Origin of the sequence: Microbacterium mitrae, assembly GCF_008017445.1 — a bacterium.
Lineage (GTDB): Bacteria > Actinomycetota > Actinomycetes > Actinomycetales > Microbacteriaceae > Microbacterium > Microbacterium mitrae.
Genome location: NZ_VRSW01000001.1, coordinates 424,016 through 448,771 on the forward strand (window position 1 = coordinate 424,016; position 24,756 = coordinate 448,771).

A 24,756-nucleotide genomic window follows, 5' to 3' on the forward strand; every position below is an offset into this window, starting at 1 on the left:
GCTATTCGGCGCTGGTGACCGAGAGGATGGCGCCGGTGCTGGCGATGTTCACGAACAGCACGTCGTCCATCGCGTCAGGGTCAAGCGCGTATTCGAGCACGCAGAACGGATCTTTGCCGCCGTGCTCATCGGCGAGGATCGTCACGCTCATCAGCCGAAGCGAGCGAATCATGTCGATGTGAATGTCGCCAGACATTTCGATCAACACGTCGTGCAGGGCGTCGCCGAGTTCTTCTTGCTGTTGCAACAAGAACTCGGTGACCTCGCTGGTGCGATCGCTGAGCTCTGAAATCATCGCTTCGCGCGCGGCAAGGTCGATGTTTTCGAGCGAGCGGATCATGGTGGCCGCGACATCAAGTGCGTCAGACGATATGTCGTCTTGGTCGGGCGCGGTCAGGTCGATGGTGACGTATTGGTCACCGAATTCGAGCGCTTCTGACCAGAAGATCGACCCGTCGGGGCCAGATTCGAGGAGTCCGAAGAAGTCGTGCTCAATCGCCATGTCGCTATACAACCAGTCTCTGCGCGCGGAGAAAAGACCCCTCCGCGGAACTCTAAGAAATGTGTGAATGTACCCGCTCGGTGCTGGGGCGGCGCAATCAGTCGACGAGCGACTGCGCAAACACGTGCGGGGTGAAACCGGTGAGGTCATCAATTCCCTCGCCCTGCCCGAGAAGCTTCACGGGGATTCCGGTGCGCTCTTGCACCGCGAGCACAAACCCGCCCTTTGCCGAGCCGTCCAGTTTCGTGAGCACCAGGCCCGTGACGCCGGCGTGCTCCAAGAACGCTTGAGCCTGCATGACGCCGTTCTGACCGGTTGTGGCATCGAGCACGAGCAGAACTTCGCTAATCGGCGCCTGCTTCTCAATGACGCGGCGAATCTTGCCAAGCTCGTCCATCAAGCCGCCCTTGGTGTGCAAACGCCCGGCCGTGTCGACGATGACGATTTCGGTTGCGGTGTTGATCGCGTATTCGATCGTCTGAAAGGCGACCGAAGCCGGATCTTGGCCCTCTTGCTGCGGCTTGACAATGGCGACGCCGGCGCGGTCCGCCCACGTCGCGAGCTGTTCGACGGCCGCGGCACGAAACGTATCGGCCGCACCAACCACAATGGAGCGCCCGTAGCGCACCAGGTACTTGGCAAATTTGCCGATCGTGGTGGTTTTGCCCACCCCGTTCACGCCAACCACGAGCACAACGGCGGGACGCTCCGTCAGCTTGAGGGTGGTGTCGTACTTCGCGAAGTGCTCTTCCAGAGTCTCCACCAGCATGCGCTTGAGGTCGCGCGGGTCGGTGGTGCGATACCGATCAACCTTCTCGCGGAGCTCATCGATAATGCGTTCGGTAATGTCCGGCCCGAAGTCTGCGGTCAGCAGCGCGGTCTCCATGTCGTCCCACGTCGTCTCATCGATTGTGGGTTTGGTGAAGACGCCGCGCAACGCGCGCCCGAGTGACCACTTACTTTCCGCCATGACTCCAGCCTACCGACGGTTCAGGCACGCTGAACGATGCGCTGACCAACGACCGCCGAAACGCCGTCTTGGCGCATGGAGACACCGTAAAGCGCATCGGCAATCTCCATGGTGCGCTTTTGGTGCGTGATCACAATCAGCTGGGACGAGGCCCGCAATTGCTCGAACACGCCCAGAAGCCTGCCCAGGTTGGCGTCGTCCAGGGCTGCCTCGACCTCGTCGAGAATGTAGAACGGGCTCGGGCGAGCCTTGAAAATAGCGGTCAGCAATGCCACCGCGGCGAGCGATCGTTCACCGCCAGACAGCAACGACAGCCGCTCAATCTTCTTGCCGACCGGTCGAATCGAAATTTCAATGCCGGTGTTCAGCATGTCGTCGGGATTGGTCAGTGAAATGGAACCAGTGCCGCCGGGGAAGAGAATCGGGAAGACTTCGCCGAAGGCCACCTTGGTGTCTTCGAATGCGGCCGCGAAGATGACCTGCATGCGTTCATCGAGTTCTTCGATGATAGCGAGGAGGTCCTTTCGCGTCTCGGTCAGATCGTGCAACTGGTCGCTGAGGAAGCTGTGACGCTGTTCTAGCGCCGCGAATTCTTCAAGCGCCAGCGGGTTGACGCGGCCCAGCTGGTTGAGTTTGCGCTCGGCCTCGGTGAGTCGACGCTGCTGCTGTCGGCGGTCAAACGCGATTCCCCCAGCCGCGCCGTCGTCGGCATCTTCTTCGCTCGAGTCTTGCGGGTCGCGCGGAGCAAGCGTAGTGGGGCCGTACTCGGCGATCAAGATTTCTTCACTCAGGCTGAGTTCGCTGTGCACGCGCTCCAGCAGGCTCGTGACGTGCAGACGCTTCTCGTGCATTTGCAGTTCAATGCCGTGCACGCTTTCTGTGAGCGCACTCAGGCGGTCGCGCAGTGTCTTTTCCTGCGCACGAATCTCAACGAGCTCGTGTGACTGTGCCGCGCGTTCCGCCTCTGCGGTCGCCAACGCAACGCGCGCTTGGGAGACCGAACGATCGACCGAATCGAGCACATCGGGAAGCTCGCCCGCGACGGCTTGCGCGGCTTCTCGTTGCGAACGGCGAATGACCGCGCGGCGCGCGGCCTCCGCCGCCGCCTCGCGCTCGCGCTCGCGCTGGGCTTCGAGCGCAACCACCCGACCTTCGGCGGCACGCACCCGCTCGCGCAGGGTCTCAACCTCCAGGCGGGTGCGAACTTCGGCCTCGCGCGATTCGTCGAGTGAAGCAAGCAGCCCATCCCGTGCCGACGCGTCAAGAATCGGCCGCGGCGCCTCGAGCGCACCGTTCAGTTCGTGCGTTGCGGCTGTGGCCTTCGCCTCCGCATCAGCCACGGCCGCCTGCGCTTGTGAAAGGCCCGATTGAAGTCGTTCGGTCTCAGCCACGGCAGCTTCGTGGCGCATCGTGATGCGGTTGACGTGCTCGGCGTGGCTGGCCACGGCGGCATCAAACTCACGCAGCGTCTGCAGGCTTTCCTTGGCATGACGACGCGCCTTTTCGAGCACATCTTTGCCGTCTTCCAAGCCTTCGCGGAGGGCGTCGACGATCACGGTCACTTCGCTGAGTCGGTCAACCGCGGCATCGCGTTCAGCTGCCAATTCAAGGCGGGAGGTTTCACCGCTACCGGCGCGGATCATGTGCTCCGTGCACACCGCTCCGGCGCGCGTGACGATCGTGACGGGGAATCCGGTCACCGACGCCTCAAATGCGCCGCTTGCCGCAAGAGCCGCATCAAGATCTTCGGCGATAACAACGTACGCCAGCAATCCGCGAATGCCGTCGGGCGCGGTCACAACATCAAGGGCCGGGGTAATGCCCTTAATCTTCGGCAGGGTCGGCGCATGCACAGCAGACTCGGCGATGACGATATCGACGACCCCGAGAGATTCCGCTCGCGCCTGTTCGGCGGCGGTCATCGCATCCGGCGTCGAGTGCACGAGCAGACCTTCGGACGCGCCCCCAAGGACGGCCGCGATGGCGGCCTCGTATCCGGCCTTGACCTTCATGCTGTCGGCAACGATTCCGATGACGCCGTGCCCGCCTCGCGCGGCTAGGGCGGCAGCACCGCCGCGCACGGCGAGGGCGGAACCAAGGGCTGAGGCTTTTGCGGTGAGGGAGTCTTTTTCGCGCTCCGCGGCGTGCAGGCGATCGCGCAGACCTTCAAGCTCGGCTTCGGCCGCGGCCGTCGCCTTCTGCGCCGTCTCGTAGCGCGATGTGTGCTCAAGCGTTGAGCCGTCGGGTGCCTCCGCGTTTTCCAGCAGATCGGCGGCTTCGGCGGCCTCAATGCGTCGCGCCTCGGCGGCATCCATCGCATTCTGCTGGCGCAGCACGGCACCGCGCACGGCCGCGAGCGCTGAGGCGGCGGCCTCCGCCTTACCGCGCAACTTGGTGATGCGCATATCGTGCTCGCTCACCAGAGCGCTCTGCTCGGCGATGTCAACATCAAGTGCGTCGAGCTCGGCACGGGCGCGGATCGTTTCTTTGACGGCCTCGGCCGCGAGGTCTTTCGCCTCTCCGAGTCCCGATGAGATGCGGGCGATCTCGTTCTTGGCTTCGTCGACATCAGCCTGGGTGACGGTGATGGGCGTGCCAACCGAATCTTCTTCTGCGCCGAGGAGCGATAACCGCTGGTTTGCGAGGCTGTACAGGCCGCGCAGGCGCTCCTGCACTTGTTCGAGAGCAAACAGCACGCTGCGGGCGCGATCGACGGCCTCGGTATTTTGGGCGCGTTCCAGATGTTCCATCCGCGCACGCATTGTGGTGGCTTGGTCTTGCAACACCATGCGCTCGGCGGAGCGTTCGTGCTCGTTTCGAGCGTGATCTGCCAGAGCGGTTCGTAGCGTCACCAGGTCATCGGCGAACAGGCGCGCCTTCGCATCGCGCACCATCGCGGCAATGGTTGCCGCCTCGCGGGCAATTTCTGCCTGCTTGCCGAGAGGCTTGAGCTGGCGCCGAATCTCTCCGGCGAGATCGCTCAGGCGGGTGAGGTTCGCCTCCATCGCCTCAAGTTTGCGCAGCGTCTTTTCTTTGCGGCGGCGGTGTTTGAGAATTCCGGCGGCCTCTTCGATAAAGCCGCGGCGGTCTTCCGGCGTCGCCTGCAGTACTGTGTCGAGCCGCCCCTGCCCGACGATGACGTGCATTTCACGGCCGAGGCCGGAGTCGCTCAGAAGCTCTTGTACGTCGAGCAGACGCACGGTGTCGCCGTTGATCGCGTATTCGCTTGACCCGTTGCGAAACAGGGTGCGGCTAATCGTCACTTCGGCATATTCGATCGGCAAGGCACCATCGGCGTTGTCGATCGTGAGCTGCACCTCCGCGCGGCCGAGCGGCCCGCGTGTCGAGGTTCCGGCAAAAATGACGTCTTCCATCTTGCCGCCGCGCAGAGTCTTGGCACCCTGCTCCCCCATCACCCAGGCGAGGGCGTCAACCACGTTGGATTTACCGGAACCATTGGGCCCGACGATTGCGGTAACCCCCGGCTCGAGGGCAAAAGTGGTCGGCTGGGCGAACGACTTGAAGCCCTTGAGCGTGACGCTCTTCAGGTGCATTCGTCCTCCCGGGTAATAGTGCCTGACTTACGTTATCGGATACGACGGTTCTGCCCGGGCAGAACCCGCGGAAACATGCGCGACACGCCCGGGCGCTTGCGCAACCTGGGAGAACGCGCTAGTGTCAATTTTCGGTTCAACGAACGAAAGGAGAGACCCATGATTATGAACACCACCGGCACCGCCGCATTTGGCACTGCTCGCGCAGGAGTGGTCTCTGGAGTTCGCGGAATCACACTGATTCTGGCTCAGTAACTGCGGAGCGGGCACAGTCCCCGCAACTGACCATTCCTCGCAAGGCGTGCAATCGTGCGCTTCGACATCTTGTCATCCCCTTGGAACCTTTCTGATGGTTCCGTCATGAGCACTTTCGCTCCGAAAACGTAAGGATCTGTCGTGTCTACGACTCTCGTTTCGCGTCGCCTCGATGTGCACGAAACCGCCCATGCGCCGGCGTTGCCGACCAACACCGCCCCGCTACGCGAGCTCAGCATCACTCGACGCTTGTCCGTCCGCGCCGCCATTTGGCTCCTCGCCCACATGCCGGCCGCCACCGATCACACCACGCGTGCACAACAGCTGCGGGTTCGCACCGAACGCGATCGCCGTGAGACTGCCGCCCGCACCGAGCACTACCTGCGTCTGCTGCAGGTCTAAGGAGATACCATGAACAGCACGACAGAAATTGCCGGGCTCACCATTCGCTCGTATGTCATTCCCACCAGCATCGACAACGATGACGCCGCCGACTTCATTGCGATGGTCGACGTGCGAAACCGCATCTACCGGGAGATTTCCGGATCAGATGACGAAGCCATGACGGCCGCCGAACTATTGCCGAACTTTTGGGCAGACGAGTACACCACGCGCCACTTTTTCGTCATTGAGATGGATGGAGTCATGGTCGGACGGATGGGGGTTGATCTTCCGCTGGAGGACGACTCTCGCGTCGCGTTTTGGATTATCGAACTCATCGAAGACGTCTGGGGGCTGGGCATCGGCTCCGCCGCCTACGAAATCGTTGAGCAGATCGCCCGCGAGGCGGGTCGCACGTCGCTGCAGTCGTGGGCGGAACATCCGGCCAGCGATGACGCACGGCTCGAGCCGCCTACCGGGTTCGGTTACGTTCCGAAAGATCACATCGCCCGGTTTTACCTGCGCCACGGCTACTCACTGGAGCAGGTCGAACGAAAGAGCCTTTTTGATCTGCAGGGTGATTTGGGTGCGGTGGAGCGCATTCACGGTGAGGCTGCGGCCGCGGCTGCGGACTACGAGGTGGTGCAGTGGATGCTGCCGACGCCCGAGGAGTTCGTCAGCGGCTACTGCGTTATGAAGGAGCGCATGGTCACCGACGCGCCGAGCGCCGATATGGAGTTCGACGAAGAGGTGTGGGACGAGGCGCGCCTGCGCAAGATGGAGGCGCGTGTGCTCGACGGCAATCGCACACAGTTGGTGACCGCGGCACGGCACCGCGTGAGCGGAGAACTATGCGCGTTCAACGAGCTTGATCTGCCGCTGGATCGCACGCTCACGACGAGCCAGCACGACACGCTGGTGCTGAGCGATCACCGCGGCCACCGCCTGGGAGCGCTCGTGAAAACCGCAGGCATTCTGCGGCTTCGCGAGCTGGCCCCAGACTCGCCCCGCATCATCACCTGGAATGCCGAAGAGAATCGCCCGATGCTCTCCATCAACGAAGAGCTCGGCTTCTACCCCGCCGCCCACATCGGCGCGTGGAAGAAGGTTCTTTCCTAAACAGTGCCCCGTGGGGCGGGTAGGCATGTGCTTGCCCGCCCCACGGGGTTTTTCGGTCACAGAGTTCTTCAGGCACACACCGCGAGGCATGTCAAAGGAGGAACTCGGGGCGCACTTCTGCAACGCCTGCCAACTCTCGTTGCAGTCGGTCGTATAGCGCCAGCCCCTCATCACGCCAAGATGACGGCAACGGGTCATCAACCTCACGGTCATTGAATGCGTCGTTCCAGGCGTACAGCTCATCGCCGAGCTCGGCAGAAAGCCCGAGGCTGCTGGGGTCAAGCACATAGCTTTCGGAGAAGGACTCCCACAGCCCCCATAATCTGCCCCATTCGGCGAACATGCGAATCGAGCGTCGGCCATCAGGCAGAAGCAGTGGGAGGCGTCGCCGACTCTTCGCCATGAGGTAGCGATCCTGCATGTCGCGGCGATGCCGCCATTGGTTTGGCGTCTTGGGAGTCTGACTGTAGTCGGATCCCGATATCCATAGCAACGCGGGCTCGACGGCGCTTTCCTGGTCAACGACGGCCAGCGCCCACATCACTTCATCGTGTCGCGAGAGTTGGCGTGCCGCGTCCAGGGCGAACTCAAGCGAGGCGCCTGAAATGTCGTACGCCGTCACCTCAAGCGTCGCATCGGCGAACAGCACGAGCCGAAACCGCGTGTCGTTTCGTTGTGGCATCGCAAGCGGGTTTTCGACCACGTCAATCCGCATTCTGAATTGCCCTCCGAAAGCGTGCCGATGGTTCCATTCGAGGCGTCAGGTTCAGCTCTCGGGGTCGTACATGAAGGCTCGGAGTTCCTGCCGGCAGCGGCAGGCCTTCGCAATCTTCGCCGCCCACATCACGGCCTCGTCGTAGGTTGGCACTTCGAGCACCGTGTATCCGCCCTCGATCTGCCGCGTTTGCGGGTACGTGCCGACCTCCGTGGTTCCGTTCTCGTCAACTAAGACCGGCGCGATGGCCTCATCGATGCCGCCGCCGAAGACCCATACTCCCGCGTCTTTTGCCTCCTGCACGACGGCGTGCGAGTCACGCACCACGTCGTCAAACTCCCCGTCCGGAATGCGCATTTCGCCGCTGGGAAAGGAGATCAGAAACTTCGTCATTTCACACCTCTTTGTGTCGCCGCTGGCTCTTATCCAATTCGCTAGCCTACGCCGCGCGGAGCGGGAAAGCACGAGGTGGATTGATGTGGTCCTGGCGGGCGGAACCACGTGGTTCCGGCCCCGAAGGCGCCTGCGGAGCTAGGCTTCCGGGATCTCGCGGCCGAAGGTTTCGAGCCTGATCACTTCGGGCTCGGGAGCGCCACGAACGCCAGTGTCGAGGGTGCTCTTCAACCTCGACTAGCGTGTCGATGCCGCAAAGCGCCAGGAGCAGGCGGATGTCGTTCACGTCGCGTCCTGGGCGGTTGGCGCGGAGCTTCATGGCGAGAAGCGCTTCCTTCGATGCGACCTGAACCACGACGCCAGCTTTGTCGTAGATCGTCTCCCACTCAACGGCCCTCCGGCCGAATGTGGGCAGCGAATCCGCATACTCCACCGCGAAGTTGAACCAACCCGTGTTCCACCCTCGTCGATCTCCCACGCGTGAAGCCGCGGCGAGAACGGCGTCATCGCTGCCGGGCTGAATATGAAGAGAATCGAGGTCTCCGGTGGCGCGTCTGTCGAAGTACCGGATGACGAGAGCAGCGCCGCCGACGAGGCGTATACCCGCGACTTCGCCGGCCGCGTGTAGCTCGCCTACGAGGTCGCGAAGGCCGGAGATGATGTCTTCGCGACCGAGCGAGTCGGCCATCAGATGCTCGCTAAGGTATCGCGCCACACAAGAACGCCGCGCCCGAGGAACTCGTTGGGCACGTCAGCGGGCTCGGGGATCGGGTCCGCGGGATCAACATCCAGAGTGCGAGGCGTCTTGAGCCGCCTTTTCGCGTCAGTAACCCACAAGGGAGCGGGTAGCCCCTCCTCGCTGAGGCGCAATTCTACGAGACCAGCAATGGCCGCATCCCAGGCACGATCACCGGTTAGTTCAGGCTCGGCGAGACCGAGCACACCCCGCACAAGACCGTGCTCGGATGCGAGATTATCGCCCAGCTGAATGAGTTCGCGAAGAGCGCTGTGCTTATCACCCGCTCGCAGGTATCTGCGGATCGCTGCCGCGATGACTGCCGCGTCGTCTCGCTGTGTGGGCGCGGAATATAACCGATGGCCGGCGCTGCCGAGGAATCGTTCTACGGTGCTGAACTCAGCCTCTCGACCGCCTTCAAGTCGTGAGACTCGCCCCTGATCGACATGTGTTCGTTGAGCGAGATCTTTCTGAGTGAGGCCACGGCTCTTTCGCGCAGCGCGCACGAGTGCAGATGCGTTGGTCATGCGATCCTCCAAAAAATGTTCGCAGAGCCATATTCTACGCCCCGGGCTGAGAATGTACACCGCTTCGAATCCGTGCACATGTCACGCCACCATCAAGGGCAGGGGGCGCCCCCGCATCAACGAAATCGTAATTGCGGGCACCACGGTTGACCCACGCGTTTGGTCGCCGAGGGCCTCGCGCAACTACCGGTCGATCGCGTGCTCAAGCTGTGCGAGGCGATGGCTGCGCTCCCCCGTGATCTCCACGACCTGCGCGCCTGCAGTGAGATCGGCATCGTCGGCAAGCTCAAGGAGCGCGGCATCCATCGCGTCGCGCAGTTCAAGGTCTTCGTCGCTCGGGATCTGGATCGCATCACGTGCGTTGAGTGGCAGCAGAATCAGCAGGTCAACATTGACCATGGCGCGCTCGGCCAATCGATAGCCTTGCGCCAAGAGTTCGCTCGAACGCCCCGGACGTGCCAGGTCATCGAGCGCCTGCAAGTAGGCAAGAAAGTCCAGCGGCCCACGCTCAGCGATCAGGGGGCCATCCGTCGGCGCGAGCAGGCGAGCCGCTGCGATACGCAGCTGGGCGAAATAGGTCGCGGCGCCGGGAGACTGTTCGGCAACGTCGATGTCTTCAAACGGGTCAGCCAGCGTGCGCCAGCCTGCATGGCCTGAGGCGAAGTCCGCGAGCAGCGTGCTCTTGCCGCTGCCGTGGGTACCCGAGATGACAACGCGCATTGACAACCTCCGACGGACGGAACGACGTTTAGCGTACAGCCGTCGCTACCGAACGCGCTGGCACCGGGGGCAGAAGTGCGACGACCGGTTCGTGAAGGCGACGCGTACCAGCGGGGTCCCGCACCGCGGGCACGGCTCACCGTCGCGCCCATACGCGTTCAGCGAGTGCGCAAAGTAACCCGCCTACCGCAGTTTTTCACGTTGATCTGTCGCACGTGTCCTATCGTGTCCGGTCACGAACAACCCGTTTCGATATTCTCAAGTCATGACTTCGAGCGATTCCGATCATCCCTCCGCTTCGCGGTGGCGCGCCGAGTGCGTCACAGCCCTTCTATGATCAGGACTACATAGCGCTCATTCACAGTTCAGCGTCGTCGCCTCGCCCCGTCACGCCTGATCCGCTTCCTGCGGACGGAACCCAACCGAAGCTCTGGAACCTCGCCCTCCAACGAATTCGGATGCACTGACTGCACTCGCGTACCTCCGGATCGCCGCGCTGAGCGAGGAGTACGAGCCGGGATACATCGGCGACGAAGGCGCACGGCGATTGGGCGTCGGCCTACCGTATGAGACCGGTCACGAGCATGACCGCAACCGCGATCGCTCCGAGCCCGGCGGCCAACCCTATCCAGACCCACGTGTTGAAGCGTGATGGCGATGGTCGGGACACACGCTCGAAACCGTAGTAAAGAAATCCGGCGTAGATGACCGAGATGCCGGCGACGGTGAGAAGGATGCCGACTAGCCACTCGATCCACTGCACAGGGTCAGGATACATCGCGCGCGTCGAACACCGAAACCCAGGGCTCCCACCTTGTCGCTATCGAAGCCGCTGGCAGCGCGGGCAGAAGTGAGACGAGCGGCCCGCGAACGGAATCCGCTTGATCGGGGTGCCACATCGCGGGCACGATTCTCCCCCGCGACCATATGCATTCAGCGAGTGCGCGAAGTAACCGGCCTGCCCGTTCACGTTGACGTATTGGGCATCAAAGCTGGTTCCGCCCTCGGCCAGGGCCTTCGTCAGAACCGCACGGATCTCGTCGAGAAGTTGCGACACTTTGCGGGTCGAAATCGTATTCGCGGGCGTCTCGGGGTGCAGGCGCGTCGCCCACAGCGACTCGTCCGCGTAAATATTGCCGACGCCGCTGACGACGGTCTGGTCGAGAATCACCCGCTTAATCGCCGACGCCTTCTTGCCAAGCACCCGCCGAAACACCCGCTCGTCGAACGCGTCGTCCAGCGGGTCTCGGGCAATATGCGCGACTTGAGAGGGAATCTGCGCGAGCGTCGTTCCCCACCCTGCGGGCGCGCCATCGACGGTCGGAACCAGGTCATCGATCGCAAGCGAGCCGAAAGTGCGCTGGTCGGCAAACACGACGGCCAGTTCACCGTGTTCGGGGTGCTCAATCATGATGCGCACCCGCTCGTGACGCTCGGCGGTCGCGCCGGGCTCACGAAGCAGCATCTGCCCGCTCATCCCGAGGTGCCCGACGACGGCGTGTGAATCTGAAATCGGCAGCCACAAAAACTTGCCGCGACGCGCGGCTTCGCGAATCACGGAACCAGTGAGCCGCGATTCGAAGTCCGTGGCGGTTCCGACATGGCGGGTCAGCGCACGCTCATCGCGCACCTCGACCGAGGTCACACGCGCACCAATGACCGCTGACGCAAGGCCTGCGCGAACAACGTCGACCTCAGGAAGTTCGGGCACGACGCGAGCCTACGCGCGGTCGTTCAGCACGTGCCACGCGGTGAGAGCCGCAGCCATCTCCGCAGTCTTCTTGCTGGTTCCCTCACCCGTCGTGACCACATCGCCCACCGTCACCGTCGCGACAAAACGACGATCGTGGTCGGGGCCGGAGCCCTCAATGGTGTAGACCGGAACCGACTGCACGACCCGTGCGGCGAGCTCTTGCAACGCCGTCTTCGGGTCGATCGCGGCGCCATAACGGTCGGGGTCGGCAAGCAACGGCTCGATGAGACGGTGCACGAGGGTCGTCGCCGCCTCCTGGCCAACAGACAAATAGGTCGCACCGATCAGAGCCTCGGTGGTGTCAGCCAGAATCGAATCTTTGTCGCGACCGCCGGTCTGCTCTTCGCCGCGACCCAGGCGAATATGCTCGCCCAGCCCGATCGAGCGGGCAACCTCAGCGAGGGCAACCGTCGACACAACGGAGGCGCGGCGCTTCGCGAGCGAACCCTCGTCAAGCTCCGGGTGGCGCGTGTAGAGCAACACGGTTGTTGCCTGGCCGAGAACGGAGTCACCGAGAAACTCGAGACGCTCGTTGTGCGGAATTCCACCGTTCTCGTATGCGAACGAACGGTGCGTCAGTGCAAGCGACAGAAGCTCGGCATCGATATCGACGCCGAGCTTCTGTGCGATGGTGATCAAATCACTCACAAGTCATCCGAGACGAATTAAACGTCAGCGACCTTGCGACCCTTGTACTCGAGGAACAGCTCAGTGCCCTGCGAGTCGGTGACAACCTTGGCCTGGTGCGGGCGGCTGTAAACAACCTTGCCGTTCTCAATCGTCTTGACGAGCGCGATGGGAGCTGCCTTCCACTGCGCACGACGTGAACGAGTATTTGAGCGGGAGACCTTCCGCTTTGGGGGGTTACCTGCCATGACTAGCTCTCTTCCGTGTTTTGCTCAGCAGAGTGTGCTCCGCTGGCCTGGTCTGTGAATCCTTGAAGTGCTGCCCACCGGGGATCGGTTGGCGCGTCGGCACGCTCCATCGGCGCATTCGTCAGTCGCTCACCCGTAACCGGATCAAGGCCGGGGCAATCCGGCTGACACACCGGCTGAAACGGAAGCGATAGGACAATCGCATCCCTGACCGGAATTTCAAGATCCACGTGGTCGTCTTGAACCTCAAAGTCAGTTGCTTCGTCACCAGAATACGCGAAAAGTTCTTGGATCTCGACTTCGACACTCTCCGAGAGCTCTCGGAGGCACCGACCGCACATGCCGTCGAAGATCGTGTGGATCTCCGCGGTGGCCAAAATACCCTCGTGAACCGACTCCAGGCGCACGTCAACCTCAACGTCTGTGCCCGCCTCGATCGCGACGATGCCCTCGCCCCACTTCTCGGCGAGAGTCACGGTTAGCTCATGCTCACGCATCTCACCGGGGTGGTGCACGATGTCTCGAACGTTGATCGAGAACGGCCCTGGCTTTTTCATCTTCACAATCGTCAATAGTATCGCGCCGCGCTGGGGTGAGGCTGTGTGCGGCCCCCAGCGCTGGCGGATCAGATGTCTCGCGCGCCGGTGTCCAAGAATTTCGCAACGGCTGGCGGAACAAAGGGCGAAACATCGCCGCCGAGGCCGGCGACCTGACGCACCAGGGAGCTGGATACCAGCGCGTGCGAGGGGTCAGGGAGCAGGAACACCGTTTCGATCTGCGCGAGGTGACGGTTCACGATCGCCATGGGCGTCTCATAGGCAACGTCAAGCTGCGAGCGGATGCCCTTGATCAGCACTCCCGCCCCGACATCGGTGGCGTAGTCAACGAGAAGACCCATGCTCCAGGAACCAACAATGACATTGCCGCCCATGCCGTCTTCTTTAATCGACTGTTCAAGCAAGCTGAGGCGCTGCGCGATTGGCAGCATCGCCTCTTTGTCAGGGTTGTGCACCACAAGCACATGAAGTTCGTCGTACAGGGCTGCTGCGCGGCGGATAACGTCCAGGTGACCGAGCGTCGGCGGATCAAAAGACCCCGGAACGACGGCGATACGTGAGCTCATGCCCTTAGCCTAGCGACACTAGGTCTTGGCGAGCGCTGAGCGTTCGGTGTGCGTCATATGCCGATTCATGGCGTCTGCCAATCCTGCGTGCTGAGTCAGCATCGGGTCTTCAGCCAGAATCTTCTCGGCCACATCACGCGCCAATTCGATGACGGCCTGGTCTTTCATGACGCGTAGCAGGCGCAACGACGACCGCGCCCCCGACTGCGCATCCCCCAACACGTCGCCCTCGCCACGCAGTTCCAAATCAACCTCTGCGAGCTCAAATCCGTCGAGCGTTGCCGCGACGGCCTCAACGCGGGCGCGCGCCGGCGTTCCTTCATCGGCCTCGGTGACAAGCAGGCACAACCCCGGAACACCGCCTCGACCCACGCGGCCGCGAAGCTGATGAAGCTGAGAAACGCCAAAGCGGTCGGCATCCAGGATGATCATGGTCGAGGCGTTCGGCACATCAACGCCCACCTCGATCACCGTGGTGGCAACCAGCACATCAATCTCACCCGCGGCGAACGAACGCATGATCGCGTCTTTTTCCTCTGACGGCATCTTACCGTGCAGAATTTCGACGCGAATGCCCTCGAAGGTCGGCAGCGTCGCCAGGGTTTCTGCCACCTGCACGACCCCCCAGCGGGGGCGCTGTGCCTCACCCTCCAACACCGGAGCCTCGTCATCGACGTCGGTCGTCGCTTGTTCGGTATCGATGGCCGAGCACACCACAAACACCTGGTGCCCCTTCGCGACCTCTTCTGTCGCCCGCTGCCAAACCCGGGCAAACCACCCGGGCTTTTCTGCCACCGGCGCGACGAAGGTTGAGATGCCTGCACGGCCCGCAGGCATGGTGCGCAACGTCGCAACCTCCAGGTCACCGAAAACGGTGATCGCCACGGTGCGCGGAATGGGCGTCGCGGTCAACACCAGAGCGTGCGGAGCCGTGCCCTTCGCGCGCAGCGTCTCACGCTGTTCCACGCCAAAACGGTGTTGTTCATCAACAACGACCAGGCCAAGGTCGGCGAACGTTGTCTTCTCGCTGAGCAATGCGTGCGTGCCAATAACAATCAATGCTTGGCCCGACGCCACACGCAGCGCGGCCTTTCGCCGTTCCGGTGCCGACATCTGCCCCGTCAGCAGCGTTGGCATCAGCAACGGCGCAAGTTCGGGTCCGAGCGCCTTCGCGATAGAACGCAAATGCTGTGCGGCGAGCACCTCGGTGGGCGCAATCAATGCCGATTGACCACCCGACTGCGCCACTTGAAGCATCGCCCGCAGTGCCACGAGCGTCTTGCCGGAACCGACCTCGCCCTGCACCAGCAGGTTCATCGGCCACGGCGCGACCAGGCTGTGCGCGATCTGCTCACCGACCGCCTCCTGATCGTGCGTCAGCTCAAACGGCAACTGCGCATCAAATCGTTCGAGCAACTCCCCCGCTTGGCGTGGCGTCGCATCCAACGCCCGCACCGCCACGCGCTGCTGCGCGAGGGCTGTTTGCAGCACCAGCGCTTCTTGCAGCCGCAGTGTGGCTCGAGCCTGCTCGGCTTGAGCGGGCGTATCAGGCCGGTGAATGCCAACCAGCGCCTGATACGCAGGCAACAGCCCCTCGGCCACTCGCAGTGGTTCCGGAATTGGATCAGGCACATTCTCGTCGATGCCATCGAGCACGAGATCGATCGCCTTACGAATCTGCCAGCTCGCCATCGTTGACGTTGCGGGATAGATCGGAATAGGGGTGTTTGCCCATCGCTCCGGCTCGATGTCGGCGTTCGCATCAAACAGCTCGTAGTCGGGGTGGGAAAACTGCAATCCGCCCTTATACATGCCAACCTTGCCGGCAAAGATGCCGCGACGCCCCACCGTGAGGTCTTTCGCCCGCCACTGCTGATTAAAGAACGTCAGGCTCATCTCGCCGTTGCCATCACCGATGATGACCTCGAGAATCATGCCCTTGCGCGCCTGCATGCGCCGTTCCGTGACGCGTCGAACCTCGGCGATGATGGTCACCTGCTCGCCAACCGGGAGCGAACGAATCGGCGTCAGCTCGCCATGCCTGGCATAGCGTCGCGGGTAATGCGCCAAAAGATCACCTACGGTGTGCATGCCGAATGCCCGCTGTAGAGCGGTCGCGGTTTTGCCGCCGACCGCTCCATCGAGTCGAGAGTCCAGTACAAATCGCACGGCATCAGCCTACTGGCGAGCACTCCCACCGCCTTCAAAATTGACCCCAGGGACGGCGGAACCATGGCAGGCGGCGCCGATAGGCTGGGTTTATGACCAGGATCATCGCCGGAGCAGCCCGCGGACTCCCCCTTGACGTTCCTGGTTCCGGCACCCGCCCAACGTCTGACCGCGTTCGGGAGTCACTGTTCGGAGCGCTCGACTCCGCCGACGCCATCGACGGCGCCCGCGTTCTTGATCTATTTGCCGGATCGGGCGCGCTGGGGCTCGAGTGCGCCAGCCGCGGCGCGGCAAGTGTCGACCTCGTCGAGAAGGCGGGAATGGCGGCGAAAGTTGCCACTCGCAATGCCGCGAAGGTTGCCCAGTCGGGAGCCGTGCTCGCACGCGTTCACACGGTCGCAGCGGCGACCTATTTGAAGAGCGCTCACACCCCGTGGGATCTGGTTTTTCTCGACCCGCCCTACGACATCAGCGACGCCGAGTTGAACGCCGTGCTGGTGTTGCTTGCCGCGCGCCTCAGCGAAGACGCCACCGTCATCGTCGAGCGTGCAAAACGCTCCCCAGCGCCAGACTGGCACGCAGCGGGTCTCGCGGCGATACGTGAGAAGACGTATGGCGACACCACGTTGTGGTGGGGTCAGCCCGCCTGAGCGTCCCAATCCCGGTACGGGTCCCAGCCGCCGGGAAGGTCATAGCGCGCTTCATCGACGGTCACGGCTTCGGCGCCGGGGTCGAGCACGCGCCCAATCGCCCGAAAACCCTGCGGAAGCGGGCCACTGAAGGTGGCAAGCAACGAGTGATCCTCGCCGCCTTCCAGCGCAGCCGCTGCATTGTCGAATGCCTGTGAGTTGATGTCGATGGTGACGCCAGAGGCGCGAGCCATGCGTCGCGCGTCAAGCACGAGGCCGTCAGACACGTCCATCATGGCGCTCGCCCCCGCCTGCGCTGCCGCGACGCCCAACGCAATCGGTGGTTCCGGCCGCAACTGCGCCCGCACCTCGCGCCGTTCCGATTCGGTGAGCACGTCAAGATCGAGCGTTATCGGCACGCCAGCGTCGTCGGTGAAGCGACGGAACAACGTCGATAGACCACGGGTAGCAACGCCCTGCGCGCCGGCGATCGCCACGGTGTCACCCGGCATCGCACCGGAACGGAGCACGGGCCCTCGCCCCTCCAGGTCGCCGAGCGCCGTGACAGCGATAGTGAGCGTTGCTGAAACGGTGAGATCACCGCCGACCACCGCGCACCCGGGGGCAAGCTGTGCGCACGCCGCCGCCAGCCCGTCGGCCATCTCCTCCACCATCGTCACCGGCAGCGACGCCGGAATCGCCAGCGCCACCAACAGCGCGGTGGGGCGCGCACCCATGGCGGCAATGTCGGCCAGATTGACGGCGGCCGCCTTGTACCCCAAATCAAACCCACTCGACCACGCGAGACGAAAATCGGGCCCGTGAACGAGCGTGTCTGTTGTCGCGACCAAATCGCCACGCAGCGCGAGCACGGCGGCATCATCTCCCGGACCGACCACGGCGGCTGTCGCCTCCGGCGTGCGCGCCAGAATGCGGCGCAGAATGTCAGATTCGGAGAGCTCGCCAATCAGTTCGGTCACCCCTCAACGGTATCGGGCTTAGGCTTGAGGTGTGAGTTTTACCCGCCGCTCAGCGGCCCTTGCAGTCCTCGGTCTCTCCGCCACCCTGCTCGTCGGTTGCTCGCCCACGATCGCGCTTGAGCCCGCCGCCGACGCCAACAACCCGTTGTGCGCCAATGTGATGGTCAACCTTCCTGACACCATCGCCGCCAACGAGGCCAGCACCTCCCTAGAACGCGTGTGGACAGACGCGCAATCCACCGCGGCGTGGGGCGACCCGGTCTCCATCTACTTCACCTGCGGCGTCGAGGTTCCGGCCGCCAGCGCCCTGCCGTGCCAATCATTTCAAGGTTTTGACTGGCTCATCGACGACACCGACGCACCGTTTTTTCGCATGACGGTGTTCGGTCGCGAGCCGGCAATTCAGGTGTACTTCAACAGCGAGGTCGTGAGCTCCGCAGAGGTGCTCGGACGCATCGGCAAAGCCGCGCAAGACCTGCCACTGACCGGCGCGTGCACCGACCGGCCAGAATCGTAACCGGCTAGAACGCCAGCGCGAAGAACGGAATCACCATCATCATCCAGAAGGCGGTGGCGACCCCTCCGAGCACAATGCCAGCGATGGCGAGCCCTCGACCGGACTCCCCCGTGCGAGAGATGCGATTGAGGGCCGCAAACCCGAGCCCCAGCGCGATGATCGAGAAGCCCAAGATTCCGGTGACCAGCGATGCGATGGCAAGACCGCTCGTGGGCGGCGTGCCGATATAGGGTGCACCGGCACCATAGAAGTTCGACGGGTACGTGCTCGATGGGTACGCGCCCGGACCGAGCTGGTTCGTTGGCGGCGCGGCGAGAAAATCGGAACGCTGCGGCACCGGCGGATCACTCGAGATGGGCGCCACCGGCTGTGCCGACGGCGGCGTCAACGGTGTCTCGAAGTCGGATGCCATGCGTTACCCCTCAGTACGCTCCAGAGCCGTGTCAATCAACTCGGTGATGAGGTCAGCGTACGTCATTCCGCTGGCGATCCAGCACTTCGGGAACATGGAAATCGGTGTGAATCCGGGCATCGTGTTGAGCTCGTTCACCACCGGGCCGTCGGGCGTCAAGAAGAAATCAACGCGGGCAAGACCCAGGCCGTCCACCGCCTCGAAGGCAGCAACCGCCACCTCCTGTAGCGTGTGCGTCTCGGCGTCGGTCATGGCTGCGGGGCAGACAATCTCCACGCCGTCGCCACCAAGATATTTGCCCTCAAAGTCGTAGAAGGTGCGGCTCGTCAGCACAATTTCACCGGGAAGCGACGCGCGGGCGGGAGCGCCGTTGCGGCCCTCCAACACACCAACCTCGACCTCACGTCCGCTGATGCCCTGTTCGACGAGCACCTTGGAGTCTTCGGCCAGGGCGATGCGCATGGCTTCGTCGAAGTCGCTCATCTCTGACACTCGAGACACGCCGACGCTGGAGCCGGCGCGGGCAGGCTTCACAAAGATGGGCAGCGTGTATTGAGAGGCACGCTCACGCACTGCGTCTGCCGCCTGCGCCCACTCGCGCTCGCTCGTCGTGAATCCGGGTGAAACCGCGATTCCGGCCGAAGCCAGGGCAATCTTCATGAAGTGTTTGTCCATGCTGATGGCCGAACCCAACACGCCGCCACCCGCGTACGGCAGTCCCAAGATATCCAGGAAGCCCTGCATGGTTCCGTCTTCGCCGTGAACGCCGTGCAGAATCGGCAGCACAACGTCGACTTCGCCGAGTTCGCGCACGGAACCATCCGCTTCGCGAACGCTCAGAGTGCGGTCATCGCCGCCCTCCGGCCAGATGATGCGCGTGCCGTTGTCGACAACCTCCGGCAGCTTTTCTGCGTCGAGGCGAAACTTGTCGGGGTTGTCTTCTTCGAGAACGAAAATGCCGTTGCGGGTAATGCCGATCGGAATGACGGTGAACCGTTCGCGATCAATCGCGTGGAGCACTCCGCCCGCCGTTGCGGAACTGATCGAGTGTTCGCTTGAGCGCCCTCCGAAGAGCACCGCCACTACCTGCTTGACCATACTGCGTCCTCTCCCCCTTCGGGGTGTCATCATCGGTGGTCAAGTGCGGCGCGATATCGCGCGGGTTCATTTGACCGTCCAAAACCATCTTTACCTGGCGCACGATTGGCATATCGACGCCCACATCTTTCGCCAACTGCAGCACTGGGGCGACAGAAGCCAAGCCCTCAGCGGTCTGATTCATCTGCTTAACGACGTCTTTCATGCTGTAGCCCTGGCCCAGCAGTCGCCCCGCCGTGTTGTTGCGGCTCAGCGGCGATTGGCACGTCGCAATGAGGTCGCCGAGGCCAGCGAGCCCCTGAAGCGTCTCGGGTTCTGCGCCGTACGCGACCGCGAAATCTGTCATCTCGACCAAACCGCGCGTAATGATCGACGCCTTGGTGTTTTCGCCGTAGCCAACACCGTCAACGATGCCAATGGCGACCGCGATGAGGTTTTTCAGAACCCCGCCGAACTCCGTTCCCGTCACATCGGTATTCACGAATGTGCGGAAGTACTTGTTGCGAGCCAGGCGCGCGACAGCCTCGGCCGTCTCCCGGCTCGTCGATGAAATCACGGCAGCCGTCGGCTGTTCCCGAGCAATCTCCAGGGCGAGGTTCGGGCCCGACGCCACGGCAATGCGCGCCGGGTCGATCTGAAGCTCCTGCTCAATCACCTGGCTCATGCGCAGGCCGGAAGACTTCTCAACACCCTTCATCAGGCTGATGATGGGTGCCTCAGACGAGGCGATCAGGGGGCGGATCGCCTTGAGGTTTGCGCGCGCCGTCTGGCTCGGAATCGACAGAAAGATCTGTTCTGCGCCATCGAGCGCCTCCGAAAGATGCGGGGTCGCCGTCATCGAGCGCGGCAGGTTAATGCCGGGCAGATACTGGCTGTTGCGCTTGCTCTCACGAATCTCCAGCGCCTGCTCGGGTCGCCGCGCCCACATCGTGACATCGGCACCGCCGTCGGCGAGAATCTTGCCGAACGTCGTGCCCCAGCTGCCGGCGCCGATCACGGCAACCTTCGGCGCTGCTGCGGGCTTACGACTCATAGTTGCCGGTTTCTTTCTGGTTGTGCTTGGTGGGATCCCACCGTTCGGCGGGTGCCTTTTCATCACGCAGCGTCTCAAGCAGAGCCGTGATCGCGTTCATCAGAAGGTTAGTCGCTTCGGCCAGCGCGCGGGTGTCGCGCTCGCGCCCGACATACGCGGAGAGGTCAAGCGGCTCTCCGACCACGAACACGGTCTTCTTGCGCAACGGCCAGAGTGAGAACTTGCCGTAGCGCGGCATGATCTTCTGCGCACCCCAGTGCGCTGCCGGAATGAGCGGCACACCAGCTTCGAGCGCAAGACGAACGGCGCCCGTCTTGCCGCGCATTGGCCAGAGGTCCGGGTCGCGCGTGAGCGTTCCCTCGGGGTAGACGATCACGCCACGGCCGGTGGAGGCAAGGTCTTCGGCGGCAGCAAGCGTCTGGCGCGCACCGACACTCGTCGACTCGCGCTGCACCGGAATCATGTTCAGCACGCGCAGCACCCAGCCGACAAACGGAACCTTAAAAAGGCTCGCCTTGGCCATGAACCGTGGCGCGCGCCCCATGCGCCACACCGCGACAGCCACGATGAGCGGATCAAACTCCGACATGTGGTTGGGCGCCAGCACGTACGCGCCCTCGGTGGGGAGCGTACCGAGACGCTTGGTCTTGGTAATCAACGCCACCAGCGGCACGGCAATGGCAGAAAGCGGCCAGAACCAGCTCGGCTTGCTCTTCTCGGGTGAGACCGACATCAGGTCAGATTAACCGACGACGTCGAAGTCAGCGCCAAGCCCGGTGAGCTTGTCGAGGAACTTCTCGTAGCCGCGGCGAATGATGCCAATGTTGCGCACCACGGATTCACCTTCGGCCGTCAGCGCCGCAATCACGTGGCTGTAGCCGCCACGGAGATCCGGAACCACGATGTCGGCACCGTGCAACGGCGTCGGGCCGTTGACGACGGCTGCCTGCTCCAGCATGCGGCGCGGCACGCGACGGGGACCGTCTTGCAGGCCGTGCGGGTGCACGACGATGTTGGCGCCCATCTGGTTGAGCGCGCTGATGAAACCAAAGCGGTTCTCGTACACGGTCTCGTGCACGATGGACTCGCCGTGAGCCTGCGTCAGCGCCACGATGAGCGGCTGCTGCCAGTCAGTCATGAAGCCGGGGTGAACGTCGGTTTCGACGGTGACTGCCTGCATGTCGCCGGCGCGACGGAACAGGATGCCGTCTTCTTGAATGTCGAAGTCGCCGCCCATGCGACGAATGACGTTGAGGAAGGTGAGCATGTCGGGCTGGCGAGCACCCTCGACGAAGATCTCTCCGTCGGTGGCGAGCGCAGCAGATGCCCAGCTCGCGGCCTCGTTGCGGTCAAAGATCGAGCGGTGATCGTAGCCACGCAGGCTCTTGACGCCCTCGATGAGGATGACGCGGTTGGGCTCGATCGAGATGATGGCGCCCATCTTCTGTAGCACCGCGATCAGGTCCATGATCTCAGGCTCAATGGCGGCGTTCTTCAGCTCCGTGATGCCCTCGGCGCGCGTAGCCGTCAGCAGTACCTGCTCGGTTGCGCCGACGCTGGGGTACGGAAGGTGAATGTTTGCGCCGTGCAGGCCGTTGGGCGCCGAGAGGCGAATGCCGCTGGGCTGCTTCTCAACGACAGCGCCGAACTTGCGGAGCGCGTCAAGGTGGAAGTCAATCGGACGGTCGCCGATACGGCAGCCACCCAGGTCAGGAATGAAGGCCTGACCGAGACGGTGCAGCAGCGGGCCGCAGAACAGAATCGGAATACGCGAGGAGCCCGCGTGCGCGTCAATCTCCTCAAAGTGCGCCGACTCGACGTTTGCCGGGTCAAGCAGCAGCGAGCCCGTCTCCGGCCCCTCCGACACGGCAACGCCGTGCACCTCAAGGAGCGATCGCACCACGGCGACGTCGGAGATATCGGGAACGTCACGCAACACCGAGGCGGTCTCGCCGAGGAGGGCGGCAACCATGGCCTTGGTGACGAGGTTCTTCGCACCCTTCACCGACACGCGACCAGAAAGCGGTCGCCCACCGCGAATGGCGAGAATTTCTTCGCCGCCTGACCCCGGTACTCCGGCTGATGAAACGGTGTTCAGGGTCATACTGCGTGCCTCACTGTGCGGGCGAAGCCTGCACCGGCAAGGTGCGGGGCTTCCAGGATTCTCGTTTCGCCTCGTAGGCGGCGATCTTATCTTCGTTCCGGAGCGTCAACCCGATGTCGTCGAGCCCTTCCAGAAGTCTCCACCTAGTGTAATCGTCGATTTGGAAGGAGACGCTGAGCGCACCCACAGTTGCTGTGCGTTCTTCCAGGTTCACCGTCATCGTGGTTCCGGGATTCGCATCAATCTCAGCCCAGATCTTTTCCAGATCTTCTTCGGTGATGATGCCCGTCACGAGCCCCTGCTTGCCAGCATTTCCGCGGAAAATATCGGCAAAGCGAGGGCTCAATACGACCGAGAATCCGAAGTCGCGCAACGCCCAGACGGCGTGCTCGCGGCTCGATCCGGTTCCGAAGTCGGGGCCGGCGACGAGCACCGATGCGCCCTGAAACTCGGGCTGGTTCAGCACGAACTCGGGGTCTTGGCGCCAGCCATAGAACAGCGCGTCCTCAAACCCCGTCTTCGTGACGCGCTTGAGAAATACCGCCGGGATGATCTGATCGGTGTCGACGTTTGAGCGCTTCAGCGGTGCTGCGATACCGGTGTGGGTCGTGAACTTTTCCATGTCTTACACCTCTGCCATCTCGGTGACGGTCGTTTCAAGATCGCTCGGGCTGGAGAGCGTGCCGCGGATCGCGGTGGCGGCTGCAACAAGCGGCGACACCAGGTGGGTGCGACCGCCCTTGCCCTGGCGGCCCTCAAAGTTGCGGTTGGAGGTTGAGGCACAACGCTCCCCCGGTGCCAACTGGTCGGGGTTCATGCCCAGGCACATCGAGCACCCGGCAAAGCGCCACTCCGCGCCGAATTCTTCGACGATCTTGTCAATGCCTTCGGCTTCGGCCTCCAGTCGCACGCGTGCGGAACCAGGAACGACCATGACGCGAACGCCGTCTGCCTTCTTGTGCCCCTTGATCACCGAGGCGAAGGCCCGCAAGTCTTCAATGCGGCTGTTGGTGCATGAGCCCATGAAGACGGCGTCAACCGCGACATCTTTCAGCCTGGTTCCGGGTGCCAAGTCCATGTATTCGAGCGCGCGCTCTGCGGCGGCGCGTTCGTTCAGGTCGGCAACGTCGGCGGGGTTCGGAACCACGTCAGAGAGCGATGCGCCCTGGCCGGGGTTGGTTCCCCACGTCACAAACGGCTCCAGCGCGTCGGCATCAATAAACACCTCGGCATCGAACGTCGCACCCTCATCGGTTGGCAGCGTCTTCCAGTATTCGACCGCGTCGATCCAATCCTGGCCGCGAGGTGCGTGGTCGCGGCCTTCGAGGTAGTCGAAGGTGATCTGGTCGGGCGCGACCATGCCGGCACGAGCGCCGGCTTCGATCGACATATTGCAGATCGTCATGCGCCCCTCCATGCTCAGCGCACGAATGGCGGAACCACGAAACTCCAGCACGTAGCCCTGGCCGCCACCGGTTCCGATTTTCGCGATCACCGCGAGGATGATGTCTTTGGCTGTGACGCCGGGCCGCAGGGTTCCTTCGACGTTGATGGCCATCGTCTTGAAGGGTTTCAGCGGCAGCGTCTGCGTCGCCATAACGTGCTCGACCTCGCTCGTGCCGATGCCGAATGCCATCGCGCCGAAGGCGCCGTGCGTCGAGGTGTGCGAGTCGCCACAGACCACGGTGATGCCCGGCATCGTAAGGCCAAGCTGCGGGCCAACAACGTGCACAATGCCCTGCTCTTTGTCGCCGAGCGAGTGCAGGCGCACCCCAAATTCGGCGGCGTTGCGGCGCAGCGTCTCAATCTGCGTGCGGCTGGTCAGATCGGCAATGGGCTTGTCGATGTTCAGCGTCGGCGTGTTGTGGTCTTCGGTCGCGATCGTGAGGTCCAGCCGGCGCAGCGGCCGACCTTCGGCACGAAGGCCATCGAAGGCCTGAGGGCTGGTGACCTCGTGCACTAGGTGCAGGTCGATGTAAATCAGGTCGGGCTGACCCTCGTCACCCTTGACGACCAAGTGGTTGTCCCAGACCTTCTCGGCCAGAGTTTGGGGACGGGAAACGGCAGCAGTGTTCATGCAGATCTCCAAGAAAATTTGTGTCGGGGCCGCAGCGAAACTCCGCGACGAGGAGGCCAGCAGAAACTAGGACTCGCCGCGGCAGCTAAGAAGGAGAATCGCGCCACGCACAAC

27 protein-coding genes and 1 pseudogene are annotated in these 24,756 nt (G+C 63.0%); 4 read left to right on the plus strand and 24 right to left on the minus strand.

The window, feature by feature from the left end:
• Position 1: 1 nt before the first annotated feature.
• From FVP60_RS02020 to smc, 3 genes are all read right to left on the minus strand, one after another.
• On the minus strand, positions 2-502 hold the full coding sequence (locus FVP60_RS02020; RefSeq protein WP_147824599.1) for a DUF2004 domain-containing protein: 501 nt from the start codon (positions 500-502) through the stop codon (positions 2-4).
• 97 nt (positions 503-599) lie between these two features.
• Entirely contained in the window at positions 600-1,472 is an 873-nt protein-coding gene (ftsY, locus tag FVP60_RS02025) for a signal recognition particle-docking protein FtsY (protein ID WP_147824600.1), read from the minus strand.
• Between the two features lie 20 nt (positions 1,473-1,492).
• Positions 1,493-5,026, minus strand: a complete 3,534-nt coding sequence (smc, locus tag FVP60_RS02030; protein ID WP_147824601.1) for a chromosome segregation protein SMC — start codon at positions 5,024-5,026, stop codon at positions 1,493-1,495.
• Positions 5,027-5,422: 396 nt separating this feature from the next.
• On the opposite strand from smc, the gene FVP60_RS02035 reads away from it, so the two are divergent.
• Positions 5,423-5,683 carry a hypothetical protein gene (locus tag FVP60_RS02035; protein ID WP_147824602.1) on the plus strand — a complete coding sequence of 87 codons (261 nt, stop codon included), beginning with the start codon at positions 5,423-5,425 and terminating at the stop codon, positions 5,681-5,683.
• A gap of 9 nt (positions 5,684-5,692) precedes the next feature.
• Entirely contained in the window at positions 5,693-6,781 is a 1,089-nt protein-coding gene (locus tag FVP60_RS02040; RefSeq protein WP_147824603.1) for a GNAT family N-acetyltransferase, read from the plus strand.
• 91 nt (positions 6,782-6,872) lie between these two features.
• Here the strand turns inward: FVP60_RS02040 and FVP60_RS02045 are convergent, their stop codons facing one another.
• The 13 genes and pseudogenes from FVP60_RS02045 to FVP60_RS02105 all read right to left on the minus strand — a co-directional run bounded on the left by FVP60_RS02045 (position 6,873) and on the right by FVP60_RS02105 (position 15,792).
• Positions 6,873-7,484 carry a hypothetical protein gene (locus FVP60_RS02045; RefSeq protein ID WP_222705885.1) on the minus strand — a complete coding sequence of 204 codons (612 nt, stop codon included), beginning with the start codon at positions 7,482-7,484 and terminating at the stop codon, positions 6,873-6,875.
• 63 nt (positions 7,485-7,547) lie between these two features.
• Positions 7,548-7,889, minus strand: coding sequence for a YciI family protein (locus FVP60_RS02050; RefSeq protein ID WP_147824605.1), 342 nt, complete (start codon positions 7,887-7,889; stop codon positions 7,548-7,550).
• Between the two features lie 46 nt (positions 7,890-7,935).
• The gene (locus FVP60_RS12965) at positions 7,936-8,577 is read right to left on the minus strand and encodes a DUF6036 family nucleotidyltransferase (protein WP_187240530.1); all 642 of its coding nucleotides are present in this window, start codon (positions 8,575-8,577) and stop codon (positions 7,936-7,938) included.
• A complete protein-coding gene (locus FVP60_RS02060; RefSeq protein ID WP_147824606.1) occupies positions 8,577-9,152 on the minus strand; it encodes a helix-turn-helix domain-containing protein in 576 nt (191 codons plus the stop codon). Before FVP60_RS02060 ends, FVP60_RS12965 begins: the two co-directional genes overlap by 1 nt.
• Before the next feature lie 183 nt (positions 9,153-9,335).
• Entirely contained in the window at positions 9,336-9,872 is a 537-nt protein-coding gene (locus FVP60_RS02065; protein ID WP_147824607.1) for an AAA family ATPase, read from the minus strand.
• Positions 9,873-9,917: 45 nt separating this feature from the next.
• A pseudogene (locus FVP60_RS02070) lies at positions 9,918-10,055 on the minus strand (zinc finger domain-containing protein); the annotation flags it as partial.
• Positions 10,056-10,431: 376 nt separating this feature from the next.
• The gene (locus FVP60_RS02075; protein ID WP_147824608.1) at positions 10,432-10,650 is read right to left on the minus strand and encodes a hypothetical protein; all 219 of its coding nucleotides are present in this window, start codon (positions 10,648-10,650) and stop codon (positions 10,432-10,434) included.
• A gap of 42 nt (positions 10,651-10,692) precedes the next feature.
• Positions 10,693-11,583: a bifunctional DNA-formamidopyrimidine glycosylase/DNA-(apurinic or apyrimidinic site) lyase gene (mutM, locus tag FVP60_RS02080; RefSeq protein ID WP_147824609.1), complete on the minus strand. Its 891-nt coding sequence runs from the start codon at positions 11,581-11,583 to the stop codon at positions 10,693-10,695.
• A 9-nt stretch (positions 11,584-11,592) separates the two neighbouring features.
• Entirely contained in the window at positions 11,593-12,264 is a 672-nt protein-coding gene (rnc, locus tag FVP60_RS02085; protein WP_246132491.1) for a ribonuclease III, read from the minus strand.
• A 26-nt stretch (positions 12,265-12,290) separates the two neighbouring features.
• Positions 12,291-12,500, minus strand: coding sequence for a 50S ribosomal protein L32 (rpmF, locus tag FVP60_RS02090; protein WP_105668338.1), 210 nt, complete (start codon positions 12,498-12,500; stop codon positions 12,291-12,293).
• Positions 12,501-12,502: 2 nt separating this feature from the next.
• Complete coding sequence (locus FVP60_RS02095) at positions 12,503-13,057, minus strand: YceD family protein (protein WP_246132424.1); 555 nt, start codon at positions 13,055-13,057, stop codon at positions 12,503-12,505.
• A gap of 68 nt (positions 13,058-13,125) precedes the next feature.
• Positions 13,126-13,623: a pantetheine-phosphate adenylyltransferase gene (gene coaD / locus FVP60_RS02100; protein WP_147824611.1), complete on the minus strand. Its 498-nt coding sequence runs from the start codon at positions 13,621-13,623 to the stop codon at positions 13,126-13,128.
• An 18-nt stretch (positions 13,624-13,641) separates the two neighbouring features.
• Positions 13,642-15,792 carry an ATP-dependent DNA helicase RecG gene (locus FVP60_RS02105; protein ID WP_147824612.1) on the minus strand — a complete coding sequence of 717 codons (2,151 nt, stop codon included), beginning with the start codon at positions 15,790-15,792 and terminating at the stop codon, positions 13,642-13,644.
• A 92-nt stretch (positions 15,793-15,884) separates the two neighbouring features.
• On the opposite strand from FVP60_RS02105, the gene rsmD reads away from it, so the two are divergent.
• On the plus strand, positions 15,885-16,442 hold the full coding sequence (gene rsmD, locus FVP60_RS02110; RefSeq protein WP_147824613.1) for a 16S rRNA (guanine(966)-N(2))-methyltransferase RsmD: 558 nt from the start codon (positions 15,885-15,887) through the stop codon (positions 16,440-16,442).
• Here rsmD and thiL read toward each other — a convergent pair.
• The gene (thiL, locus tag FVP60_RS02115; RefSeq protein WP_147824614.1) at positions 16,430-17,401 is read right to left on the minus strand and encodes a thiamine-phosphate kinase; all 972 of its coding nucleotides are present in this window, start codon (positions 17,399-17,401) and stop codon (positions 16,430-16,432) included. The two genes, rsmD and thiL, sit on opposite strands and share 13 nt — an antisense overlap.
• Positions 17,402-17,432: 31 nt before the next feature.
• Here thiL and FVP60_RS02120 point away from each other — a divergent pair, with 31 nt between their 5' ends.
• Positions 17,433-17,918 (plus strand): DUF3515 family protein, encoded by a 486-nt coding sequence (locus FVP60_RS02120; protein WP_147824615.1) that lies wholly within the window; start codon positions 17,433-17,435, stop codon positions 17,916-17,918.
• A 4-nt stretch (positions 17,919-17,922) separates the two neighbouring features.
• Here the strand turns inward: FVP60_RS02120 and FVP60_RS02125 are convergent, their stop codons facing one another.
• From FVP60_RS02125 to leuC, 7 genes are read right to left on the minus strand one after another with little or no spacing between them, the layout of a single operon-like run.
• The gene (locus FVP60_RS02125) at positions 17,923-18,330 is read right to left on the minus strand and encodes a DUF4190 domain-containing protein (RefSeq protein ID WP_147824616.1); all 408 of its coding nucleotides are present in this window, start codon (positions 18,328-18,330) and stop codon (positions 17,923-17,925) included.
• A 3-nt stretch (positions 18,331-18,333) separates the two neighbouring features.
• Positions 18,334-19,428, minus strand: a complete 1,095-nt coding sequence (locus tag FVP60_RS02130) for a D-alanine--D-alanine ligase family protein (protein ID WP_147824617.1) — start codon at positions 19,426-19,428, stop codon at positions 18,334-18,336.
• The gene (locus FVP60_RS02135) at positions 19,334-20,461 is read right to left on the minus strand and encodes an NAD(P)H-dependent glycerol-3-phosphate dehydrogenase (protein WP_147824618.1); all 1,128 of its coding nucleotides are present in this window, start codon (positions 20,459-20,461) and stop codon (positions 19,334-19,336) included. The genes FVP60_RS02130 and FVP60_RS02135 overlap by 95 nt, the downstream gene beginning before the upstream one ends.
• The gene (locus tag FVP60_RS02140) at positions 20,451-21,194 is read right to left on the minus strand and encodes a lysophospholipid acyltransferase family protein (RefSeq protein ID WP_147824619.1); all 744 of its coding nucleotides are present in this window, start codon (positions 21,192-21,194) and stop codon (positions 20,451-20,453) included. The genes FVP60_RS02135 and FVP60_RS02140 overlap by 11 nt, the downstream gene beginning before the upstream one ends.
• 9 nt (positions 21,195-21,203) lie before the next feature.
• On the minus strand, positions 21,204-22,565 hold the full coding sequence (gene murA, locus FVP60_RS02145; protein WP_147824620.1) for a UDP-N-acetylglucosamine 1-carboxyvinyltransferase: 1,362 nt from the start codon (positions 22,563-22,565) through the stop codon (positions 21,204-21,206).
• A gap of 10 nt (positions 22,566-22,575) precedes the next feature.
• Positions 22,576-23,187, minus strand: coding sequence for a 3-isopropylmalate dehydratase small subunit (gene leuD, locus FVP60_RS02150; protein ID WP_147824621.1), 612 nt, complete (start codon positions 23,185-23,187; stop codon positions 22,576-22,578).
• A 3-nt stretch (positions 23,188-23,190) separates the two neighbouring features.
• A complete protein-coding gene (leuC, locus tag FVP60_RS02155) occupies positions 23,191-24,642 on the minus strand; it encodes a 3-isopropylmalate dehydratase large subunit (RefSeq protein WP_147824622.1) in 1,452 nt (483 codons plus the stop codon).
• Positions 24,643-24,756: the final 114 nt, after the last annotated feature.

Bases quoted from the DNA above. Each gene is read 5' to 3' on its own strand.
- FVP60_RS12965 (WP_187240530.1), bottom strand. From the start codon at position 8,577: ATGGCCGACTCGCTCGGTCGCGAAGACATCATCTCCGGCCTTCGCGAC.
- FVP60_RS02020 (WP_147824599.1), bottom strand. From the start codon at position 502: ATGGCGATTGAGCACGACTTCTTCGGACTCCTCGAATCTGGCCCCGAC.
- FVP60_RS02095 (WP_246132424.1), bottom strand. From the start codon at position 13,057: ATGAAAAAGCCAGGGCCGTTCTCGATCAACGTTCGAGACATCGTGCAC.
- murA (WP_147824620.1), bottom strand. From the start codon at position 22,565: ATGACCCTGAACACCGTTTCATCAGCCGGAGTACCGGGGTCAGGCGGC.
- rsmD (WP_147824613.1), top strand. From the start codon at position 15,885: ATGACCAGGATCATCGCCGGAGCAGCCCGCGGACTCCCCCTTGACGTT.
- FVP60_RS02040 (WP_147824603.1), top strand. From the start codon at position 5,693: ATGAACAGCACGACAGAAATTGCCGGGCTCACCATTCGCTCGTATGTC.
- rpmF (WP_105668338.1), bottom strand. From the start codon at position 12,500: ATGGCAGGTAACCCCCCAAAGCGGAAGGTCTCCCGCTCAAATACTCGT.
- FVP60_RS02060 (WP_147824606.1), bottom strand. From the start codon at position 9,152: ATGACCAACGCATCTGCACTCGTGCGCGCTGCGCGAAAGAGCCGTGGC.
- leuC (WP_147824622.1), bottom strand. From the start codon at position 24,642: ATGAACACTGCTGCCGTTTCCCGTCCCCAAACTCTGGCCGAGAAGGTC.
- leuD (WP_147824621.1), bottom strand. From the start codon at position 23,187: ATGGAAAAGTTCACGACCCACACCGGTATCGCAGCACCGCTGAAGCGC.
- coaD (WP_147824611.1), bottom strand. From the start codon at position 13,623: ATGAGCTCACGTATCGCCGTCGTTCCGGGGTCTTTTGATCCGCCGACG.
- FVP60_RS02065 (WP_147824607.1), bottom strand. From the start codon at position 9,872: ATGCGCGTTGTCATCTCGGGTACCCACGGCAGCGGCAAGAGCACGCTG.
- FVP60_RS02135 (WP_147824618.1), bottom strand. From the start codon at position 20,461: ATGAGTCGTAAGCCCGCAGCAGCGCCGAAGGTTGCCGTGATCGGCGCC.
- FVP60_RS02140 (WP_147824619.1), bottom strand. From the start codon at position 21,194: ATGTCGGTCTCACCCGAGAAGAGCAAGCCGAGCTGGTTCTGGCCGCTT.
- FVP60_RS02125 (WP_147824616.1), bottom strand. From the start codon at position 18,330: ATGGCATCCGACTTCGAGACACCGTTGACGCCGCCGTCGGCACAGCCG.
- ftsY (WP_147824600.1), bottom strand. From the start codon at position 1,472: ATGGCGGAAAGTAAGTGGTCACTCGGGCGCGCGTTGCGCGGCGTCTTC.
- FVP60_RS02130 (WP_147824617.1), bottom strand. From the start codon at position 19,428: ATGGTCAAGCAGGTAGTGGCGGTGCTCTTCGGAGGGCGCTCAAGCGAA.
- smc (WP_147824601.1), bottom strand. From the start codon at position 5,026: ATGCACCTGAAGAGCGTCACGCTCAAGGGCTTCAAGTCGTTCGCCCAG.
- FVP60_RS02075 (WP_147824608.1), bottom strand. From the start codon at position 10,650: ATGTATCCTGACCCTGTGCAGTGGATCGAGTGGCTAGTCGGCATCCTT.
- FVP60_RS02050 (WP_147824605.1), bottom strand. From the start codon at position 7,889: ATGACGAAGTTTCTGATCTCCTTTCCCAGCGGCGAAATGCGCATTCCG.